Genomic DNA, 15,796 nt, shown 5'->3' with positions numbered 1-15,796 from the left:
CTGGTCAGTCAGTAATCAGTGCTTGTCGTCCTGCGGCATGTGGCGATAGATATAAACGCCGCTTAACAGCGTGAAGATAAGCGTCAGCGCGGTCAGGCCAAAGACCTTAAAATTGACCCAGATATTCTGCGGCAGCCAGAAAGCAATATAGATGTTAGCGAGACCGCAGAGAATAAAGAAGACCGCCCAGGCGATATTCAGACGGGACCAGACGTGTTGAGGCAGCGTCAGCTCTTTGCCCAGCATGCGCTGGATCAGCGGCTTTTTCATCACCCACTGGCTGATTAACAATGCGCCCGCAAACAGCGCGTAAATGACGGTCACTTTCCACTTAATAAATTCATCATTGTGGAAGAACAGGGTAAGCCCGCCGAAAACGGCGACCAGGACGAAGGTAACCAGCGCCATTTTTTCGACTTTACGATAGCGAACCCAGCTGTAAATCAGTACGACGGCGGTCGCAACGATCAGCGCAGTGGTGGCGGCATAAATATCGTACAGCTTATAAAAAGCAAAAAAGACCACGAGCGGTAAAAAATCAAGAAACTGCTTCATTCTGTGATTCCATCTTCTGAGCGGGGCGGGAGACAGCGATGCCCCCCGCCTCGGGATTACTGACGAATTAACATATACAGGCGGAACAGATAGACCAGCAGTACCGCTGAAATCAGATTGCTCAGCGTATTCGCCACTACCGCGCCAACATTGGGCGTTAATACCGCAAAATTCGGCGCAAACAGTAACAGCAGCGTTTTGGCGAGCAGCCAGACGATCACGGCGGGCGCCACCAGACGCATATTAGCCCATGCCAGTCGGATGCTGCCGCGCATCGCGGTAAAAATCCCCATTTTATCCTGCACGACCATCACCGGCGCAAATGAGAGCACGATAGCCAGTAACACACCCGGCACCACGACCAGCATAATCCCCATCTGCACCAGCAGGGTGGTTAAAAAGATCAGGATAAACAGCTTAGGTAAGACCGGCGCGCTGGCACCAATCGCCCGCAAGGCGCTGACCCGGTGACCCGCCGATACCAGCTGAATCATCAGCAAAACGCCGCCCGCCAGAATTGCATTACCAATCAGGCCTGAGAACGTGGACGCGGCAGAAGCGCGCAGCAGAATTTGCTGCTGCTCAGGCGTCATGTTTTGCACCAGTTCAAACAACCCCACGCTACCCGCAAGGTGGTCGCCCTGGCTGAGGCTGGCAATCTGTTCTTCACTCGGTGAGAAGGCATGGCCCAGCACCACCGTGATAAAGGCACATAGCAACGCGATCAGTAAAAAGGTTATGAACTGATTGCGGAAAAAGTTTCCCGTGTCACGGTAGACAGACTTCGCCGTGATAGACATGCACTCTCCTTGAGTATTGCAGGTGTTAATTAGCCGGCAATTGTACACCGGATGCACCTGCTGTGGCAGCATCAAGGCTTGTATGGAAAAGCATATCTTTGTAAAGCGGCGGTAATCCAACGCGGGCGCGGGCGCGGTTACAGGCTTCGTTGACCTGCCCATCTTCCCCCGACATGGCAAATTCCCGGCACGGGCTGGGGCGATCCTCATAGATAGAACACCGGGTAGAGACCCCAGGCTCGCCTTGTAGCGCGACGCAGCGGACCTGCTTTTGGTTTGTGCCGCTCATGCAGCGCAGAAAGGGGGTTAACGGCTCAGTAAGATGAACCGGAACGGCACCGCCGCCATCGCTGGCTTCGGCCCAGTAGAAAGAGACTCGAAAATACGCACAACAGGCTCCGCACGTCATGCACGGGTTAATATCACTCATGGCACACCTGCAAAAGAAGAACGCATCAAATCAACTTGTGAAGCGATAAATTATCCAGCCGCCAGAGGAAGAGCAAGAGGGGGAAAAGGGAAAATTTTGTAACCGTGAAATGCCAAAAATTGACATGGAAACAACTTATTGGTTTTGGATGCGTAACAAAAAATTAATCCAGATCAATGAATGTTAAGTTACTGGTTTTAATGTGATCTGTGGCAGATCACTTATTACCCTTTTGTGAGTATATTCTCACCCGCGATTAAAACCACAACGATGGAGCGGATATGAAAAAATTAGCGGTGGCAGCCCTTGTATTAAGCAGTCTCTCTGGCGGCGCGTATGCGCATGAAGCAGGCGAATTCTTTATTCGTGCCGGTTCGGCTACGGTTCGCCCAACTGAAGGATCGGATAACGTGCTGGGAATGGGCGGTTTTAACGTCAGTAATAACACCCAGTTAGGTTTAACCTTTACCTGGATGGCGACGGATAACGTGGGCGTTGAGCTTCTGGCCGCAACGCCGTTCCGTCATCGCGTCGGTTTAGGACCAACCGGTGATATCGCCACGGTTCACCATTTACCGCCAACGCTGATGGCGCAATGGTACTTTGGCGACTCAAGCAGCAAGGTGCGTCCTTATATTGGCGCCGGTGTGAACTACACCACCTTCTTTGATGAGAAATTCAACGATACCGGTAAAGAGGCGGGTCTGACGGACCTCAGCCTGAAAGATTCGTGGGGCATGGCGGGGCAGGTCGGTCTGGATTACCTGATTAACCGCGACTGGCTGATCAACGCCTCGGTCTGGTATATGGATATTGATACGGACGTACGCTTCAAGGCGGGCGGCCAGCAGCAAAGTATCAATACTCGCCTGGATCCGTGGGTGTTTATGTTCTCTGCGGGTTATCGTTTCTGATCCCACGTCAAACTGGCCACAGGGTGGCCAGTTTGCTTTGCTCACTTCAAAACGACGGATAAACCGGCCGCTCATCAAGCTTTACGCAGTGCCTCAGGATCGTTTCCCCATCATATAAATAGCTGAAAGCGTCGCTGGACAGGGAATGGAAGAGAATATCGCCGTTGGCAAACGGGATAATTTCGGTATCACCCGCACGTTTATGTCCCGCGCCGGTTTCAAAATGACCGCGCCACCGTTCCTGGGTATGGTCATAAACGTGCAGAATAACCTCGACAAGTCCGCGTTGCGGACAATTCAGGCGCAGGAAGGTAGAAGAGAAATTCAGGGACAGCGCATGGAAGGGAATCAATAAGGCGAAAACCAGTAAAGCTCGTAAATACATCAAACCGCGAAAACCTCCTTCAAAAGGGAAATGAGATTTTACTTAAGTCAAAAATCACGTTTTTGCCGTGGATCAAGATGTCTTATAATTCAATACGATAAAGGCCCCTGACGAGGCCCTTAACGATCATTTTTGAATCAGATAGCGAATGGTTGGGCCATCCTGCTGGATATCCAGCACCGTATAACCGTGGTTTTTCGCATCCAGCGGTATGTTGTTGATGGACTGCGGGCAGTCGCTGACTACCTCCAGAATTTCACCTTTCTTAAGCTGCGGCAGCGCTTCAAGCGTAGCCACCGCCGGATATGGACAGGGCTCGCCAACCATATCCAGACGATAATCAGGCACAATCTCTTTCATGCTGCATTCTCCTGCGTTTCTGTTTTAACGCTCGCACGGCGGAAGAAACGTCTCTCCTGTGCGACGACCAGTAAAAAAGCGACCAACAGCAGAGCGTAGGTGACGAGCAGGCCGCCGAGAGGCCCGAAGGTATTCAGCAGGTTAACCTTGTCCCAGCTGGTGGCCAGGACGGGAGACACGTCATCCCAGTAGTACGCCAGGATCGTCGAGCCAATCACATTTCCCAGACCCACCCACCAATAGTGAACCTGACCTTCGACGGCGCGATACATCCAGCCGGTTTCACACCCGCCAGCCAGCACGATCCCGAAGCCGAACAGCAGGCCGCCAATGACCGCGTTAGGACCGGCCCACATGATTTTCGGTTCGACGCCCAGTTGAACATAGCTGAAGATGCCGATGGCGCTGACCGCCATCCCGGCGATAATCGCCTTCGCCATCATCGTGCGCCCGGTGATCCACATATCGCGAAACGCGGAGGTGAAGCAGATCTGCGCGCGTTCAATGAGCAGGCCAAACCCCACGCCGAACAGCATCGCCAGACCGAGCTTAGGCTGGTTCAGGGCGGTGCAGAGCGCCCATGCCACCATGGCGAAAAAGACCAGCATTCCGAGGCGGAAACGGCGGCGGGCCTGAGAGGGCTTCTGGGTTAACGGAGACGCTGCGCTGACTTTTACCATTTTCACTGGAATGCGAAACAGCGGCAGTAGAGTGAATTTTGCACCAAAGTAAGAGCCAATGGCCGTGGCGACAGCAAAGAACCAGGCGTGAAGAGAAAACTGAGGGATCCCGGTAAAGAAGGCGGCAAGGTTGCACCCCATCGCCAGGCGCGCGCCGAATCCGGCAATTATGCCGCCGATAATCGCCTGCAGAATACGGATCCGGCTTTTGGGCATACGCAACTTAACGTTGTTTGCCCACAGCGCCGCAGCGAAACAGCCGCCGAACATGCCGATGATCATCATCCCGTCGATGCGGGTGAGCGGCGTACCGTCCAGATGAATGAGTTTAAAGTAGCCCCACTCTTCGGCATGTACGCCAGCGAGTTGCAGCAGTTGGCCACCCCAGCGGGTGAACTCGCCGGTTACGGCCCAGAAGGTACCGGTTATGCCAAAATAATAAGTAGAGAGAATGCCTGCCGCGATAACGGCCGGAACAGGTGACCAGAACTTAACCAGGTAAGTCTGTTTGAAGAATTGCCATGACATGAAGAAGCCTCTGAACTCAGAAGGAATATGTGGAATTAACGGACTGGAATATATAACTTTTTTCCTTACTCTAAAACCTCACTGATGCCTTTCTCTAAAATACATCCCTTTTTCATGACTTTTATCACTAAACCGAGCGGCTTATTCAGCCACGCCTGGCTTCAGGATGCGACAGCACAGGCGTTGAATAAATATTTAAATAGTTAATGTTATGTTAAGGCATGCTAAAGCTCGATGCAGGCGTTTTCAATGGCGAAAACTGATTCTATAACCACTGATGAATTCATGGTCATTCATCAGAAGTTGTACCGAATTTCAAAGACGTGGGGTGATTTATGGTTGACGTTATTTTTTTTACGTACTGAAAGCTGCCGGGTTGTAAACATAAAATACAGTGATATTAACGATGATCTGTTGTATCTCGCGGCAACACCAAAATTTGAGTCGCGGACAGTGAGACTGTGCAAGATACTGCGGCAATTATTTAATAAAAGAAAGCTAGCTAACCCCCTGGATATCTATGTTTTTCAGAGTAAATCAAATCGCGTAAAAGGCGTTGCAAAGCCAGTAACAACGGTGGCGATGAATATAGCCCTTAAAGAGGCCGCAAGAGAAATTGCAAACAAAAATGTCACCATGAAAAGTGCTCAGCAGATAATGGACTAAGAAGTTTGCAAAGATCCGAGTGGCCGTAGTCTTATTTTTTATAAGACGTACAGCTAAGGTACGTCATAAAATTTCATCAAAATACACGTCTCAGAGGAATGATATTACACCACTGTTTTTTATACTCCATTCCGGCGAAGTTTTTTCCCAATGAGAATATGATTTGTTTCTCATCCCGCTCACACAGCTCTCGGGCGCGATTATAATTTTCCCAGAGCAAGACGCTCCCCGCACCAATGTCATTATATTGGGGATCATATCCACCATTGATGTCATCGAAATAGATCCATTCGGGGCATTCAGTTTTGAATATTAAATCAATTGCTATGATTTTTTTATTGAATGCGAGCGCGGAGCCAAAAACCATATGCCTCAGATTTTCAATAGCATCCAGCAGGTTATCTCTTGGATAGGGTGATATCTTACCGCGCCAGCGAGCATTAAATAAGTTTATGTAACTGTCGCAAATTTCCTCAGCAGAAAGAGTATTCACATCCAGTATTTCCCCTCCAAGCTTGAGGAAACGATTCCTTTCGCCATTTCTTTTCTTAATCGTTTTTGGAGAAAATACAGATTTCATATGACATATCTCATCATTCAGCATTTTACTGCTGAATGAATTGATGAACGCATTTTTCTGTAATGGCGAAAGTTTTTTTGTCCTGACGGGAAGGAAAAATTTTGAATGAGGGGCGCTGGGTAATATTATATCCTCAAAAACAAACGGGTGCGATTTTGAATAGAGATTCAGGGATCCACTGATGGAGTAAGTTGATGAAACAATAATACCATCTTTTTTTCTACAGAAAAAACGAATGTCTTTTTTTCGTTTGTTTGCCAGGTAAGTTAGCACATCCGGGTGTGTGCATACACTTCCGCCATAAACAGAATAAGCCTGACGGTAAATACTCAGGTCGCACTCTTCCCATCCACAAATGAAACTTCTTAACATTTTGACCAAATATTTTTTGCAATAACAGATATACGCATACTTTATACATTCTTTGCAGTATGTAAATCGACAAAGAGATATTGTTGACTACTTGTTTAGTGAAGGGATGAATTAAGTATTAGCGTGCTATTTATTGCAACTGATATGAGCGCTGGAAATGAAGAGAGCGTGTAAAAAAAGAGGACCGTCTGGCTGGGATGCCAGACGGTCGAAGGGTTAGGCTTTACGCGTCGCCGCTTTCATTGCAGTCACAAACGCTTTCAGCTCGACCAGCATCTGCTCTGGCTTGTCCACGTTCTTTTCGATGATCTTCACAATCGCAGAGCCGGAGATGGCACCTGCTGCTTTCGCCTCAATCGCTGCGGTGACCTGATCCGGGGATGAAATCCCGAAACCCTGCAGCGGAGGTGCGGCATGGTACTCGCCCAGCTTCTCCACCAGGTGATGCAGCGGCAATGCGGCTTTATTCTCGGCACCGGTCACACCTGCGCGGGAGAGCAGGTAGGTGTAACCGCGCCCGTAAGAGGCTATCTGGCGCAGCAGTTCGTCATCAGCGTTCGGTGGACAGATGAAAATCGGGGCAACGTTATGGCGCATTGCCGCCTGGCGGAATGGCGCAGACTCCTCAACCGGCACGTCGGCCACCAGAACGGAGTCGACGCCCACGCGCGCGCACTCGGCGTAAAACTCATCGATACCGCGGTTGAATACCAGGTTGGCGTACATCAGCAGGCCAATCGGGATAGTGGGGTGCTTCTGACGGATCGCCGCCAGCATCTCGAAGCACTGGGTCGGCGTGACGCCCGAGGCAAACGCGCGCAGCGTCGCATTCTGAATGGTCGGGCCATCCGCCAGCGGGTCAGAGAATGGGATGCCCAGCTCAAGCGCATCGGCACCGGCTTCAATCAGGGTGTCGATGATCTTCAGCGACTGTTCAGGGCCAGGGTCGCCAAGGGTGACGAAGGGAACGAACGCGCCTTCCTGGCGGGATTTCAGTTCTGCAAATACGTTATCGTAGCGTTCCATCAGATTTCCCCTCGTGCTTTCAGAATATCGTGAACGGTGAAGATATCTTTGTCACCGCGACCGGAAAGGTTCACCACCAGCAACTGTTCTTTTTCCGGATTTTCTTTCATCATTTTCAGCGCATGGGCCAGAGCGTGTGAAGACTCCAGCGCCGGGATGATCCCTTCGCTACGGCACAGCGTTTTGAACGCTTCCAGCGCTTCGTCATCGGTAATGGAGACATAGTCCGCGCGACCGGTGCTGTTCAGATAGGCGTGCTGCGGCCCGACGGACGGGAAGTCGAGGCCGGCAGAGATAGAGTAAGACTCTTCAATCTGGCCTTCATCGGTCTGCATCATCGGGGATTTCATGCCGAAGTAGATCCCCACGCGGCCATGCTTCAGCGGTGCGCCGTGTTCACCCGATTCAATGCCGTGACCCGCAGGCTCGACGCCAATCAGACCCACGCTGGTGTCGTCGATAAAGTCTGCGAACATGCCAATGGCGTTAGATCCGCCGCCGACGCAGGCGATGACCGCATCCGGCAGGCGACCCTCTTTTTCGAGGATCTGCGCTTTGGTCTCTTCCCCGATCATGCGCTGGAATTCACGCACGATGGTCGGGAACGGGTGCGGGCCCGCCGCGGTACCGAGCATATAGTGTGCGGTTTCGTAGCTGCCAGACCAGTCGCGCAGCGCTTCGTTACAGGCATCCTTCAGCGTCGCGGAGCCGCTGTGCACCGGGATCACTTCCGCACCCATCAGACGCATACGGAAAACGTTCGGAGACTGACGCTCAACGTCTTTCGCCCCCATATAGATGCGGCATTTCAGGCCGAGCAGGGCGCTGGCGAGCGCCGAGGCCACGCCGTGCTGGCCTGCACCTGTTTCGGCGATGATTTCGGTTTTACCCATACGCTTAGCGAGCAGCGCCTGGCCCAGCACCTGGTTAGTCTTATGTGCGCCGCCGTGCAGCAGGTCTTCACGCTTCAGATACAGCGTGGTTTTCGTGCCTTCCGTCAGGTTGCGGCATTTGGTCAGGGCCGTTGGGCGGCCTGCATAGTTTTTCAGCAGGTCGGTAAATTCCGCCTGAAACGCCGGATCCTTCTGCGCACTCACAAACGCTTCTTCCAGCTGGCGCAGCGCGGGCATCAGGATTTGCGGGACGTACATCCCACCGAACTCACCAAAATACGGGTTAAGTAATGTCGTCATCTTCTCTTCCTTAATATGCACGCAGAGTTTTAAAAACCGAGGCCAGTTTGCTGGCATCTTTAATACCCGGCTGGGACTCTACGCCTGAATTGAAATCGAGGCCTGCGCAGCCGGTTTTCGCGGCTTCTACACAGTTGTCCGGGCTTAATCCGCCCGCCAGCAGAACGTTGTCCAGCTTTTCACCGTTCAGCAGAGACCAGTCAAAACGCTGGCCGGTTCCGCCCTGACCGTTATCGAGGACGTATTTATCCACGTGGTTCAGGTTACGCGGGGGCAACGTATCGTCAACGCGTTGCGCTTTCCAGATCTGTACCTGCGGTGCCAGCGTGGCGCGAAGGGCATCGATATAGGCCTGATCTTCATCGCCGTGGAGCTGCACCGCGCTCAGGGATAACGCGTCGGCTTTTGCCGCAACATCTGCAATATCTGCGTTGCGGAACACGCCAACATAGCTGAGCGGAGCCGCGGCGATGACCTTACGCGCTTGCTCTTCGCTGACCACGCGAGGAGAGGAATGCACAAAAATCAGCCCGCCATAAATCGCTCCGGCTTCATACGCGGCCTGGGCGTCCTGTTCGCGAGTTAAGCCGCAGACTTTGTTTTCACCCAGCAGCACACGACGTACTGCCGCATTGAGATCGTCATGTTCCATCATGGCGGAGCCAATCAGGAAACCGTTGGCGAAGTGGCTCAGCTCGCGCACCTGGGCGTAGCTGTTAATGCCGGATTCGCTGATGACCGTGACGCCAGCGCCCAGACGCGGTGCCAGCTGACGCGTGCGGTTCAGGTCAATGGACAGGTCACGCAGATCGCGGTTGTTAATGCCAACCACTTTGGCTTCCAGCGCAATCGCGCGTTCCAGCTCTTCTTCATTACTCACTTCGGTCAGCACGCCCATGTTCAGGCTGTGCGCCACGGCGGAAAGCTGGCGGTACTGCTCGTCGTCAAGTACCGAGAGCATTAGCAGGCAGGCGTCGGCCTGGTAAAAGCGCGCCAGCCAGATCTGATACGGATCGATAATAAAGTCTTTGCACAGGATCGGCTGCGGCGCGATGCCGCTGACGATCGGCAGAAAATCGAAGCTGCCCTGGAAATATTTCTCATCCGTCAGCACGGAGATGGCTGACGCATGATGCTTATAAATACCGGCAATACGTGCCGGGTCGAAATCGTCACGAATAACGCCTTTAGACGGGGAGGCTTTTTTGCACTCAAGAATAAACGCGGTGCGCGCACCCTGCAGGGCATCATAGAAACGACGTTGGCTTGGTACGACGTCGTTCTGGAAACTGGCAAGCGGCTGCTGTTGCTTGCGGGCTTCCACCCAGATGGCCTTATCGGCAACGATTTTCGCTAAAACGGTCTGCATTCTTTACCCTCTTGCCGCAAGTGCGGTAACGCGATCGTAAGCTGCACCGGAGCGCAGTACATCCAGAACTTTTTGAACGTTGGCCTTCAGGTCTTCCTCACCGTGCAAACGCATCAGCATGGCGACGTTGGCAGCAACGGCGGCCTCATGAGCGACCTCTCCCTTACCTTGTAATAAGCGCGTCAGAATGTCACGGTTTTCTTCCGGCGTACCGCCGGCCAGCGCTTCCTGGTGATACGGGGTTAAACCAAAGTCAGCGGCTTCCAGCTGGTAGCTCAGGATTTCACCGTCGCGCAGTTCGGCTACCAGCGTTGGCGCATGCAGTGACACTTCGTCCATACCACCGCTGTGCACCACGGCGGCACGCTGGTAACCCAGCACGCGCAGCGTCTCGGCAATCGGCAGTACCAGTTCCGGACTGTAGACGCCAATCAGCGCCAGCGGCGGGTGCGCCGGGTTGATCAGCGGGCCGAGCACGTTAAACAGCGTGCGGGTTTTAAGCTGCTGACGAACCGGCATCGCGTGGCGGAAACCGGTGTGATACTTCGGCGCAAACAGGAAGCAGACGCCCAGGTCATCCAGCGCTTCACGGGAACGCTCGGCGTTCATATCGAGATTAATACCGAATGCGGCGAGCAAATCGGAAGAACCAGACCGGCTGGAAACGCTGCGGTTACCGTGTTTTGCGACCTTTAAACCACACGCCGCCGCCACGAAGGCGCTGGCGGTGGAGATATTGATGCTGTTACTGCCGTCTCCCCCGGTGCCAACAATATCGGCAAACTGATAGTCCGGGCGCGGGAACGGGGCGGCATTTTCCAGCAGGGCCGTAGCGGCACCGGCGATCTCCTGCGGGCTTTCGCCGCGCACTTTCATGCTCACCAGCGCGGCCGCCAGCTGCTCAGGCTTCAGCTCGCCGCGAACCACGGCGGAGAAGAGCTGGTGGCTCTCCTGCTGGCTCAGGGTCTGCGCCTGGTACAGTTTTTCCAGAATCGGCTGCAGGGTATTGGTCTGCTCCAGCTTCTGTAACGCCCAGTCGAGCGTCTGCTCCAGCAGGCGGGCGCCGTGGGAGGTCAGGATCGATTCAGGGTGGAACTGCAGGCCGCAGACGCGATCCGCATCGTGACGTACCGCCATCACCATCCCTTCAAACGAGGCGTTAATGGTCAGCCCGGCGGGAATATTGCTGCCAACCAGCGAGTGATAGCGCGCGACCGGGAGCGGGTTCGGCAGCCCGGCAAACATTGCCTGGCCGTCATGTTCAATGCTGGACGCTTTACCGTGCAGGATCTCACCCGCCTGGCCGACGTAGCCGCCGTAGGCTTCAACAATTGCCTGATGGCCGAGGCAGATGCCGATAATCGGCAGCTTGCCGCGCATGCGGGTCAGCAGCTCCGGCATACAGCCTGCTTCGCTCGGTGCGCCTGGCCCGGGGGAGAGCATCAGCACCGGGTTTTGCATGGTTGCCAGACGGTCAATCAGGGTCTGCGCCGGGACGTGGTTGCGGTAGATAACAACGTTGTGGCCATTCGCACGCAGCTGATCTGCCAGGTTATAGGTAAAGGAGTCGATATTATCGAGCAGCAGAATGTCAGCCATCAGAAAATCTCCTGTGCATGGTGTGCGGTAGCAATGGCGCGAAGGACCGCACGGGCTTTGCTGCGCGTTTCGTCAGCTTCAGACTGCGGAACAGAATCAAGAACAATTCCGGCACCCGCCTGGACGGTGGCAATGCCGTCTTCGACATAGGCGGAGCGGATCACGATGCAGGTATCGAGGTCACCGTGGGCCGTGAAGTAGCCCACAGCGCCGCCGTAGCTGCCGCGACGGCGTCCTTCGGCCGCGGCAATCAGCTGCATGGCGCGCACTTTCGGCGCACCGCTCAGGGTGCCCATGTTCATGCAGGCGCGGTAGGCGTGCAGCACGTCGAGGTCGTGGCGCAGCTCGCCAACCACGCGAGAGACCAGGTGCATCACGAACGAATAGCGGTCGACTTTAGTCAGGTCCGCCACGTAGCGGCTGCCCGGGGTGCAAATACGAGCCAGATCGTTACGCGCCAGGTCAACCAGCATCAGGTGCTCGGAGAGCTCTTTATGATCGGTACGCATTTCCAGTTCGATACGGCTGTCCAAATCGCGATCCAGGGAGCCATCGGCGCGACGTCCACGCGGACGGGTTCCGGCAATCGGGTAGATCTCAATCTGGCGGCTGGTGGCGTCATATTTCAGCGAGCTTTCCGGCGAGGCGCCGAACAGCGTGAAGTCGTTGTCCTGCATAAAGAACATGTATGGGCTTGGGTTGCTCTTTTTCAGCACGTCGTAGGCGGCGAGCGGCGACGGGCAGGGCAGAGAGAAGCGACGGGACGGTACCACCTGGAAAATTTCCCCGGCGCGAATCGCCTTTTGCATCTGGCGAACCACGGCGCCGTACTGATCGTCAGTCTGGTTCACATCGCAGGTCATTTTTTCCACCCGCTGCACCGGAAGTGCAGGGGGCGCTTCCGTCATCTGCTGCTGGAGCTGCGCGATGCGGTGCTCAAGACGGTTTTTCTCGGCTGTCGAAGGCGTGAACAGGCTGGCCTGGATACGGGTGTATTGTTTCTGATGGTCGATCACCAGCAGGGTTTCAGCCAGATAGAAACAATAGTCCGGGCAGCGATTACCCTGTTCGGTTTCCGGCAAATCTTCAAATCCGGCTACCAGGTCATAGGCAAACAGCCCACCAAAGAACATCGCCTCACGCTCGTCTTCCGGCACGGTAACCAGGTTCTGCAGCAGGCGGAAGGCATCGAAAACGGACAGGGAGCAGAGGCGCGCGTCTTCGTCCAGCAGTTGGCTCACCGGCGGGAAATGCAGAATGCGCATTTCTGGATGACGTTCGTTTTCAATGCCTGAAGGCAGGGCTGCATCCAGCAGCGGCAGCAGCGATGCGCCGTTATCTGACAGCGCCTTAATTGTGACAGTGTCACCTAAAGCGGTAATGCGCAGCGCGCTGTCGACCAGCAGCAGGCTCTTGAGATCGTCTTTGCTGTCGATGTCTGCAGATTCCAGCAGCAGCGTTGCCGGACGTGCCCCGCACACCTGATGAAACAGCGCGGTGGGGTTGTGGCGATAGGCCGCCTCGCAGGTCAGCAATTCGAGATGAGGTTTGGCTGTTTGCATGTTGGTGTTCTCATTTATTCTGTTCAAAAAAAAGCCCGCTGAGTAGCGGGCGGGTATCTGTTTGCATTTCGCAGACGCGTGACACTGCCCGATGATCAGGAAGTACGCCACCAACCGTGCAGAGTGAAATGTGCTGTCATTTTCAGATACCTTTCTCGTGTGAACTTGCGTACTAGTTAACTAGTTCGATGGCGTGTTGTCAACCCTTGATTTCAGAATTTCGCGTGAAGTCGGTATCATGGGGTTTTCGGATGTCTCCAACCTGTTATGGGAAGTGCTTTGAGCGATACCACCTACGCCATTATTTATGATTTACACAGCCATACTCAGGCCTCTGATGGCCTGCTGACACCCGAAGCCCTGGTTCATCGTGCCGTTGAAATGCGTGTCGGTACGCTGGCGATAACCGATCACGATACGACAGATGCCATTCCGGCGGCGCGCGCTGAGATCGCCCGCAGCGGGCTGGCGCTGAATCTTGTGTCCGGCGTTGAGATTTCGACCGTCTGGGAAAACCATGAGATTCATATCGTTGGCCTGAACATCGATATAGACCATCCGGCACTTATTGCCTTTTTGCAAGAACAAAAAACGCGCCGCAACCAGCGCGCAGAGATGATCGGCGAGCGTCTGGAAAAGGCGCATATTCCGGGCGCGCTGGAAGGTGCGCAAAAGCTGGCGAACGGCGGGGCAGTCACCCGCGGTCATTTCGCCCGTTTTCTGGTTGAAGCAGGCAAAGCGACGACCATGGCGGATGTTTTTAAAAAGTATCTGGCGCGCGGGAAAACCGGATACGTTCCGCCACAGTGGTGTACAATAAAACAAGCTATTGATGTGATTCATCATTCTGGCGGTAAGGCCGTACTGGCCCATCCGGGGCGGTATAATCTTTCTGCTAAATGGCTGAAAAGGCTGCTGGCACACTTTGCCGAATGCGGTGGCGAGGCGATGGAAGTCGCCCAGTGTCAGCAGGCGCCCAACGAACGCGCGCAGCTCGCGACCTATGCCCGCCAGTTCGGTCTGCTTGGGTCACAGGGTTCTGATTTCCATCAGCCCTGCGCCTGGATCGAACTGGGGCGCAAGCTCTGGCTGCCTGCTGGCGTTGAGCCGGTCTGGCAGCTCTGGGAACAGCCGCAGCAAATTGAAGAGAGGGAAGTATGAGTCAGTTTTTCTATATCCATCCGGATAACCCACAGCCACGTCTGATCAACCAGGCCGTGGAGATCGTCCGCAAAGGCGGCGTGATTGTCTACCCGACCGATTCAGGGTACGCGCTGGGCTGCAAAATTGAAGATAAAGGGGCGATGGAACGCATTTGTCGTATTCGCCAGCTGCCGGACGGCCATAACTTTACCCTGATGTGCCGCGATCTCTCTGAACTGTCGACCTATGCGTATGTCGATAACGTGGCGTTTCGCCTGATTAAGAACAACACGCCGGGCAACTACACCTTCATCCTGAAAGGGACGAAAGAGGTGCCGCGCCGCCTGCTGCAGGAAAAGCGTAAGACTATCGGCATGCGCGTGCCGTCGAACCCGATTGCGCAGGCGCTGCTGGAAACCCTCGGCGAGCCGATGCTCTCTACCTCGCTGATGCTGCCGGGAAGTGAATTTACCGAGTCCGATCCGGAAGAGATCAAGGATCGTCTGGAGAAGGTGGTCGAGCTGATTATTCACGGCGGCTATCTCGGCCAGCAGCCGACCACCGTGGTCGACTTAACCGAAGATGCACCGGAAGTGATTCGTGAAGGCGTGGGTGATGTAAAGCCTTTCTTGTAAAGGTATAAGCAGATATACTACGCGGCCATCAAAGCAGGGCTCAGCCCTCTTTTGACCTGATTCGACGCCTGTGAAGGCGACACCTGAGGAAGCTCAATGAGCGAGAAGTTACAGAAAGTGCTGGCGCGTGCCGGCCACGGCTCACGCCGTGAAATCGAAGCCATTATTGAAGCGGGTCGCGTGAGTGTGGACGGTAAAATCGCCACGCTGGGTGACCGCGTTGAAATCGTACCGGGGCTGAAGATCCGCATCGACGGTCATCTTATCTCCGTGAAAGAGTCCGCTGAACAAATCTGTCGCGTGCTGGCTTACTACAAGCCGGAAGGCGAGCTGTGCACCCGCAACGACCCGGAAGGTCGTCCGACGGTGTTTGACCGTCTGCCTAAACTGCGCGGCGCTCGCTGGATTGCCGTTGGTCGTCTGGACGTGAACACCTGCGGTCTGCTGCTGTTTACCACCGATGGTGAACTGGCAAACCGTCTGATGCACCCAAGCCGTGAAGTAGAACGTGAATACGCGGTGCGCGTATTTGGCCAGGTTGATGAGAATAAACTGCGCGATCTGTCGCGTGGCGTTCAGCTGGAAGACGGTCCTGCGGCGTTCAAAACCATCAAATTTACCGGTGGGGAAGGCATCAACCAGTGGTACAACGTGACCCTGACCGAAGGCCGCAACCGCGAGGTGCGTCGTCTCTGGGAAGCGGTAGGCGTACAGGTTAGCCGTCTTATCCGTGTCCGTTACGGCGATATCCTGCTGCCGAAAGGTCTGCCACGCGGTGGTTATACCGAACTGGATCTGACCCAAACCAACTACCTGCGCGAGCTGGTCGGCCTGACGCCGGAAACCACCTCAAAAGTGGCGGTGGAAAAAGATCGTCGTCGCATGAAGGCGAATCAGATCCGTCGCGCGGTGAAGCGCCACAGCCAGGTGAGCAGCAGTCGCCGCTCCGGCAGCCGTAATAACAACGGTTAATGTAAAAGCCCGGTGAACTCACCGGGC

The 15,796-nt window shown here is 54.5% G+C and carries 18 protein-coding genes and 1 other annotated feature; of the genes, 6 read left to right on the top strand and 12 right to left on the bottom strand.

Annotation, left to right across the window (positions count from 1 at the left end):
• Positions 1–15: 15 nt before the first annotated feature.
• The 3 genes from AC0TOY_RS04385 to AC0TOY_RS04375 are packed head-to-tail and all read right to left on the bottom strand — an operon-like array spanning position 16 to position 1,785.
• Positions 16–555: a septation protein A gene (locus AC0TOY_RS04385; protein WP_032647595.1), complete on the bottom strand. Its 540-nt coding sequence runs from the start codon at positions 553–555 to the stop codon at positions 16–18.
• A gap of 56 nt (positions 556–611) precedes the next feature.
• Positions 612–1,355, bottom strand: a complete 744-nt coding sequence (locus tag AC0TOY_RS04380; protein ID WP_024907104.1) for a YciC family protein — start codon at positions 1,353–1,355, stop codon at positions 612–614.
• 25 nt (positions 1,356–1,380) lie between these two features.
• Entirely contained in the window at positions 1,381–1,785 is a 405-nt protein-coding gene (locus AC0TOY_RS04375; RefSeq protein WP_032645143.1) for a YkgJ family cysteine cluster protein, read from the bottom strand.
• A 281-nt stretch (positions 1,786–2,066) separates the two neighbouring features.
• Here AC0TOY_RS04375 and ompW point away from each other — a divergent pair, with 281 nt between their 5' ends.
• Entirely contained in the window at positions 2,067–2,699 is a 633-nt protein-coding gene (gene ompW, locus AC0TOY_RS04370) for an outer membrane protein OmpW (RefSeq protein ID WP_032674934.1), read from the top strand.
• Positions 2,700–2,844: 145 nt separating this feature from the next.
• Entirely contained in the window at positions 2,845–3,054 is a 210-nt protein-coding gene (locus AC0TOY_RS04365) for a hypothetical protein (RefSeq protein ID WP_473721524.1), read from the top strand.
• A gap of 156 nt (positions 3,055–3,210) precedes the next feature.
• On the opposite strand, the gene yedF is transcribed toward AC0TOY_RS04365, so the two are convergent.
• A complete protein-coding gene (yedF, locus tag AC0TOY_RS04360; protein WP_003856774.1) occupies positions 3,211–3,444 on the bottom strand; it encodes a sulfurtransferase-like selenium metabolism protein YedF in 234 nt (77 codons plus the stop codon).
• Positions 3,441–4,652 (bottom strand): selenium metabolism membrane protein YedE/FdhT, encoded by a 1,212-nt coding sequence (yedE, locus tag AC0TOY_RS04355; RefSeq protein ID WP_473721523.1) that lies wholly within the window; start codon positions 4,650–4,652, stop codon positions 3,441–3,443. Before yedE ends, yedF begins: the two co-directional genes overlap by 4 nt.
• Positions 4,653–4,901: 249 nt before the next feature.
• On the opposite strand from yedE, the gene AC0TOY_RS04350 reads away from it, so the two are divergent.
• Entirely contained in the window at positions 4,902–5,318 is a 417-nt protein-coding gene (locus AC0TOY_RS04350) for a hypothetical protein (RefSeq protein WP_024907108.1), read from the top strand.
• A gap of 76 nt (positions 5,319–5,394) precedes the next feature.
• Here AC0TOY_RS04350 and AC0TOY_RS04345 read toward each other — a convergent pair whose 3' ends face one another.
• From AC0TOY_RS04345 to trpL, 7 genes are all read right to left on the bottom strand, one after another.
• Positions 5,395–6,270 (bottom strand): GNAT family N-acetyltransferase, encoded by an 876-nt coding sequence (locus AC0TOY_RS04345; protein WP_473721522.1) that lies wholly within the window; start codon positions 6,268–6,270, stop codon positions 5,395–5,397.
• Between the two features lie 216 nt (positions 6,271–6,486).
• Complete coding sequence (trpA, locus tag AC0TOY_RS04340) at positions 6,487–7,296, bottom strand: tryptophan synthase subunit alpha (protein ID WP_473721521.1); 810 nt, start codon at positions 7,294–7,296, stop codon at positions 6,487–6,489.
• Positions 7,296–8,489, bottom strand: a complete 1,194-nt coding sequence (gene trpB / locus AC0TOY_RS04335; protein ID WP_023312081.1) for a tryptophan synthase subunit beta — start codon at positions 8,487–8,489, stop codon at positions 7,296–7,298. The genes trpA and trpB overlap by 1 nt, the downstream gene beginning before the upstream one ends.
• A 10-nt stretch (positions 8,490–8,499) precedes the next feature.
• On the bottom strand, positions 8,500–9,858 hold the full coding sequence (gene trpCF / locus AC0TOY_RS04330; protein WP_473721520.1) for a bifunctional indole-3-glycerol-phosphate synthase TrpC/phosphoribosylanthranilate isomerase TrpF: 1,359 nt from the start codon (positions 9,856–9,858) through the stop codon (positions 8,500–8,502).
• Positions 9,859–9,861: 3 nt separating this feature from the next.
• Positions 9,862–11,457 carry a bifunctional anthranilate synthase glutamate amidotransferase component TrpG/anthranilate phosphoribosyltransferase TrpD gene (trpD, locus tag AC0TOY_RS04325; RefSeq protein ID WP_032647582.1) on the bottom strand — a complete coding sequence of 532 codons (1,596 nt, stop codon included), beginning with the start codon at positions 11,455–11,457 and terminating at the stop codon, positions 9,862–9,864.
• Positions 11,457–13,019, bottom strand: a complete 1,563-nt coding sequence (locus AC0TOY_RS04320; RefSeq protein ID WP_048990764.1) for an anthranilate synthase component 1 — start codon at positions 13,017–13,019, stop codon at positions 11,457–11,459. The genes trpD and AC0TOY_RS04320 overlap by 1 nt, the downstream gene beginning before the upstream one ends.
• A gap of 25 nt (positions 13,020–13,044) precedes the next feature.
• Positions 13,045–13,138 (bottom strand) — a sequence feature (Trp leader region).
• Positions 13,115–13,159, bottom strand: a complete 45-nt coding sequence (trpL, locus tag AC0TOY_RS04315; protein ID WP_106993556.1) for a trp operon leader peptide — start codon at positions 13,157–13,159, stop codon at positions 13,115–13,117. It overlaps the preceding feature by 24 nt.
• 139 nt (positions 13,160–13,298) lie before the next feature.
• Between trpL and rnm the strand changes: the two genes are divergently transcribed.
• The 3 genes from rnm to rluB all read left to right on the top strand — a co-directional run bounded on the left by rnm (position 13,299) and on the right by rluB (position 15,769).
• A complete protein-coding gene (gene rnm, locus AC0TOY_RS04310; protein ID WP_032647580.1) occupies positions 13,299–14,180 on the top strand; it encodes an RNase RNM in 882 nt (293 codons plus the stop codon).
• Complete coding sequence (locus AC0TOY_RS04305; RefSeq protein ID WP_003856793.1) at positions 14,177–14,797, top strand: L-threonylcarbamoyladenylate synthase; 621 nt, start codon at positions 14,177–14,179, stop codon at positions 14,795–14,797. Before rnm ends, AC0TOY_RS04305 begins: the two co-directional genes overlap by 4 nt.
• Positions 14,798–14,893: 96 nt before the next feature.
• A complete protein-coding gene (gene rluB, locus AC0TOY_RS04300) occupies positions 14,894–15,769 on the top strand; it encodes a 23S rRNA pseudouridine(2605) synthase RluB (RefSeq protein WP_023312076.1) in 876 nt (291 codons plus the stop codon).
• Positions 15,770–15,796 lie beyond the last annotated feature (27 nt).

The organism is Enterobacter sp. PL_is379 (assembly GCF_055817355.1).
This window is presented reverse-complemented; position numbering and strand designations above follow the sequence as displayed.

Coding starts and splice junctions, on each gene's coding strand:
- AC0TOY_RS04305 (WP_003856793.1), top strand. CDS start 14,177: ATGAGTCAGTTTTTCTATATCCATCCGGATAACCCACAGCCACGTCTG.
- AC0TOY_RS04375 (WP_032645143.1), bottom strand. CDS start 1,785: ATGAGTGATATTAACCCGTGCATGACGTGCGGAGCCTGTTGTGCGTAT.
- trpD (WP_032647582.1), bottom strand. CDS start 11,457: ATGGCTGACATTCTGCTGCTCGATAATATCGACTCCTTTACCTATAAC.
- ompW (WP_032674934.1), top strand. CDS start 2,067: ATGAAAAAATTAGCGGTGGCAGCCCTTGTATTAAGCAGTCTCTCTGGC.
- AC0TOY_RS04380 (WP_024907104.1), bottom strand. CDS start 1,355: ATGTCTATCACGGCGAAGTCTGTCTACCGTGACACGGGAAACTTTTTC.
- trpB (WP_023312081.1), bottom strand. CDS start 8,489: ATGACGACATTACTTAACCCGTATTTTGGTGAGTTCGGTGGGATGTAC.
- yedF (WP_003856774.1), bottom strand. CDS start 3,444: ATGAAAGAGATTGTGCCTGATTATCGTCTGGATATGGTTGGCGAGCCC.
- trpCF (WP_473721520.1), bottom strand. CDS start 9,858: ATGCAGACCGTTTTAGCGAAAATCGTTGCCGATAAGGCCATCTGGGTG.
- rluB (WP_023312076.1), top strand. CDS start 14,894: ATGAGCGAGAAGTTACAGAAAGTGCTGGCGCGTGCCGGCCACGGCTCA.
- AC0TOY_RS04385 (WP_032647595.1), bottom strand. CDS start 555: ATGAAGCAGTTTCTTGATTTTTTACCGCTCGTGGTCTTTTTTGCTTTT.
- yedE (WP_473721523.1), bottom strand. CDS start 4,652: ATGTCATGGCAATTCTTCAAACAGACTTACCTGGTTAAGTTCTGGTCA.
- AC0TOY_RS04350 (WP_024907108.1), top strand. CDS start 4,902: ATGGCGAAAACTGATTCTATAACCACTGATGAATTCATGGTCATTCAT.
- AC0TOY_RS04320 (WP_048990764.1), bottom strand. CDS start 13,019: ATGCAAACAGCCAAACCTCATCTCGAATTGCTGACCTGCGAGGCGGCC.
- trpA (WP_473721521.1), bottom strand. CDS start 7,296: ATGGAACGCTACGATAACGTATTTGCAGAACTGAAATCCCGCCAGGAA.
- AC0TOY_RS04365 (WP_473721524.1), top strand. CDS start 2,845: ATGGAAGAGAATATCGCCGTTGGCAAACGGGATAATTTCGGTATCACC.
- AC0TOY_RS04345 (WP_473721522.1), bottom strand. CDS start 6,270: ATGTTAAGAAGTTTCATTTGTGGATGGGAAGAGTGCGACCTGAGTATT.